At 46.0% G+C, this 3,390-nt stretch carries 4 protein-coding genes and 1 tRNA gene; 2 read left to right on the top strand and 3 right to left on the bottom strand.

The window, feature by feature from the left end; all coding sequences use genetic code 11:
• Both ACFQPC_RS16605 and ACFQPC_RS16610 read left to right on the top strand, forming a co-directional pair.
• Positions 1–242, top strand: a 242-nt coding sequence (locus tag ACFQPC_RS16605) for a hypothetical protein (protein ID WP_382272965.1), incomplete at its 5' end; no start/stop codon positions are given.
• A 186-nt stretch (positions 243–428) separates the two neighbouring features.
• A tRNA-Thr gene (locus ACFQPC_RS16610) sits at positions 429–504 on the top strand.
• A 37-nt stretch (positions 505–541) separates the two neighbouring features.
• Here ACFQPC_RS16610 and ACFQPC_RS16615 read toward each other — a convergent pair.
• The 3 genes from ACFQPC_RS16615 to ACFQPC_RS16625 form a co-directional block, all read right to left on the bottom strand.
• Positions 542–1,354, bottom strand: coding sequence for a tyrosine-type recombinase/integrase (locus ACFQPC_RS16615; protein WP_465261808.1), 813 nt, complete (start codon positions 1,352–1,354; stop codon positions 542–544).
• A 77-nt stretch (positions 1,355–1,431) separates the two neighbouring features.
• Positions 1,432–1,761 (bottom strand): helix-turn-helix domain-containing protein, encoded by a 330-nt coding sequence (locus ACFQPC_RS16620; protein WP_382272966.1) that lies wholly within the window; start codon positions 1,759–1,761, stop codon positions 1,432–1,434.
• Complete coding sequence (locus tag ACFQPC_RS16625) at positions 1,758–2,888, bottom strand: replication initiation factor domain-containing protein (protein ID WP_382272967.1); 1,131 nt, start codon at positions 2,886–2,888, stop codon at positions 1,758–1,760. The genes ACFQPC_RS16620 and ACFQPC_RS16625 overlap by 4 nt, the downstream gene beginning before the upstream one ends.
• Between the last annotated feature and the right edge of the window lie 502 nt (positions 2,889–3,390).

Consider the following 3,390-nt stretch of genomic DNA (forward strand, 5'->3'; position numbering starts at 1 on the left):
GCTTTTATTTAGAAAACCCTTCAGTAGAAATACTGGAGGGTTTTTGCTTTTGCGCGATAGGTTTGTATATCCGTGATTCGTGCCCGCATTCGCTTCAAAATCCCGCCATCAGAGTAACCTTCCTTAGAAAAGCTGCCTGCTCAGCATCAATGCAGCTACAAAATTCCGGTGCAAGATCTGCTTTAGTTTCTAAATACGCATTCGATATCGCGTGGTTCGTTGAGGAAGTGGTGCAGATGTAGCTTTTGTCGCAGCCTCGATCGACTGCTGTACTGGGCATTCCAAGTGTACGTCATGAGAGGTTACGGGCTTGGTGCAAAATAGAAGTACACATGCTTGCTGTCACCTTTGCCAGGCTCGTGAATCGAGCAAGAAAGCATGTATTACGCAACAGTTAGATACTATTTTTTGATAGAATAAGCGGCTTCGCTGATGTAGCTCAGTTGGTAGAGCAACTGATTCGTAATCAGTAGGTCGGGTGTTCGATTCGCCTCATCAGCACCAGTAATATCAAAGGGTTAGCGTAACTGCTAACCCTTTTCTATTTTAAATGTGTCAAATTTGTACCCTCGAGCACACCGTCTAATACCTGAGCGTGCTTCGCAAACTGCTCCGGTGCTAGATGGGCATATCGCTTTACCATCTCTGATGACTCCCACGCGCCCATTTCTTGGATTACGTTTAAAGGTACACCTTGTTGAGTCAGCCAACTCGCCCAAGTGTGCCGTAAGTCATGCCAACGAAAGTTCTCGATTCCAGCGCGATTCAATGCCTTATACCAAGCTTTAGTCGTGACCTGTGTCACAGGATTACCTTGATAAGTAAAGATCCACCGTGGATCTTTACCAATCTGCTTGCGCAAAACATTGCACGCCGTCGCATTTAAAGTAACGTGAATCGGTTTTCCAGCCTTTGCTTGATCTCCGTGAATCCACGCAACCCTTCGCGTAATATCAACTTGTGACCACTCCAGTTTCGTAACATTCGCACGTCTTAGTCCGGTAGCTAATGAAAACTTCGCCATATCTGAAAGATGATCAGGTAACTCTTGGAGAAGGACATTAGCTTCTAACGGAGTTAAATAACGTACGCGCCTCTTCGATTCTCGATAGAGTTTAATGACTGGAGGTTTATCTATCCACTCCCAATCAAAAGCTGCTCTCCGCAATATGGCTCGAATCAAAGCGAGTAAACGATTAGCGGTTGCTGGAGTCGTTTCCTTGTACTTTAACTCGCCTACCTTAACGATTATTTCTCGCGTCAACTCATCGAGATACTTACCTCTAAAAAATTGTTGGAGCCAGCTTATTTTTGAAACATCGTCACGGTGTGACTTTTTAAGCTGAGTCTCCATCAACCACTTATAGGCTGCTTCATCCCAAGTCCTTTTAGGTTTGTCGCCTAATTTAGCAATACGCCACGATTCCGCTTTTAACTTGTCGTGTAGTTCTTGCGCTTGAGTCTTGTCTTCTGTTCTAGCAGAGCATCTAATTCGCTCGCCATTTGTTGTGGTGAAGCTAATCCACCACGTCTTACCGCGTTTTGAGAGTGACATAAATTTTCCTCCTTATGCCCCACTTGCAACGCTTGCCGAGGTTGAGCATATAACGATCGCATATAGTCAGCAAGATCATCTTCGATGAACCCCCAACGTTTACCTACCTTGGCGCCAGGAATAATTCCTGCCTTTGCACGGCGGCGAACTTCTTCGAAGTGAAGTTTCAAGAAGCTTGCGGCCTCTTTCAAATCAAAGGTTTTCATGATGTAGGTTTCCTATCATGCATAGCCTTTAGGTGTTCTTCGTATGGTTCCAAACGTTTTGGAATCCTGTCTCGGCGTAGAAGATCAACTACGACATTAGCGTCTTCGCAGTGCAAGTGCATAAGTACATTGATAGCTTTACCTGATAGGCGAGCCGCATTGCCAGTCATGGATTCAAGCGATATATCTGTCGCTTTTTGCGTAGTTCTAAGCTTGCATTGCTCGGCAGATAAAAATGCTAAGCAAGGATAGGCGCCAGATAGGTACTGCCCTGCACGCGTGAGCATATCCCAAGGGAGGAGACGATTTTTATTTCGTAGTTCAAGCTCGACTCTAAACCATCGGCTTGCAGGATCATCCAGTTGCTTCCCCTTTTCATAGCAGCGCAACATCTTGTTTCCACGTGTACCAATATAAACGGTACGTCCCTCAGTGCAGTCGTGCCAATCCCCTGCAAGTTTAACTTTGGCGTTTCGGCCACCGCAGTTAAAGCCACCAGAGCTTTGCCATTCTAAGACGCGATCAATATTGCATTGAATGCCCTCAAGATCATCATGTGTCAGATCGATACGTGTAATTCTGGCGAAATGTTGCGTTCCCCAAGACTGCACCTGTCTCCAATCTGAAATGTGAGCACAACCTGTGCCGTTTATCTCTATGTGAGCCGTGCCGCGTTGAGCTTTTCCTCCCCATGCAACCAGTCCAAGTTTTCCAATATCTGCGCGATGTAAATATCCATTCCAACCGGTATGTCTTACTCGTGTAACGGCAAGATCAAAAACGGATTTCAGTTCCTGAAAAAGCCAATCGATACCTTTACCCTCTGGAAGTCGTAATGTGATGCCTAGCCAATCCACATGGGCAACTGTGTGATGCGATTCGTCGTTAGGAATTGGATGAAATAGCAGTGTGCCAATATTATTTCTGCCGGCAGCGAGAGTGACGCGTTCAGTTTGTTCAATTGAAAAAGTGAGACTCATATTGCTTGGTTGAACGTGTTCTTCTGAACTTTTATCTCGTATTACTAGACGAGATAGCAGCGCGCTCGCTAACGGCACGTCCTGCGGAACGTGTACGCTATCGAGCGCGGGCTTAAGCTTATCTTTGATTAGGTTATGTTTGGACATGAGGACTCCATTCGTTATGACGATGGAATCAACGCTGCCGAAATGACGGGATGCTATGACCCCACCGTCGATTAATAGAAACGACGATGAAGTCACAGGGGGACTATGTGAGTTGTGCGGGAGGCGATCCCTTGATGCGTAGCTTATGAGACCTTTGCTCCGCTGTATCGCTAATCAAGCGCCAAGTACCGTCTTTGTTTGGGAGTTACCTCTCCTATGACGAGTACATGCTACTCGGGGATTTGCGACGAGGCAAGGAGGGGAAAGTATTTTTTGCAAGTGTAGTGGTTAGCCCGCAAGTTATCCACCGCCCCGCCCGCCCGTGCTCTATGCATGGAGCGACGGGCGGGGCCGTGGATAACTGGCTATGATGGGTGCGAATAAACTTATCTCTAATTAGTAACTCTATTTAATAGGCTAGGAAGTTAGATATTGGAGTTTGGGGACCCTAATAGATTTGTCTCTAATTAATAACTCTAATTAATAGGCTAGGAAGTTAGAT

The organism is Herminiimonas glaciei (assembly GCF_042664955.1).
Taxonomy (GTDB): domain Bacteria; phylum Pseudomonadota; class Gammaproteobacteria; order Burkholderiales; family Burkholderiaceae_D; genus Oxalicibacterium; species Oxalicibacterium glaciei.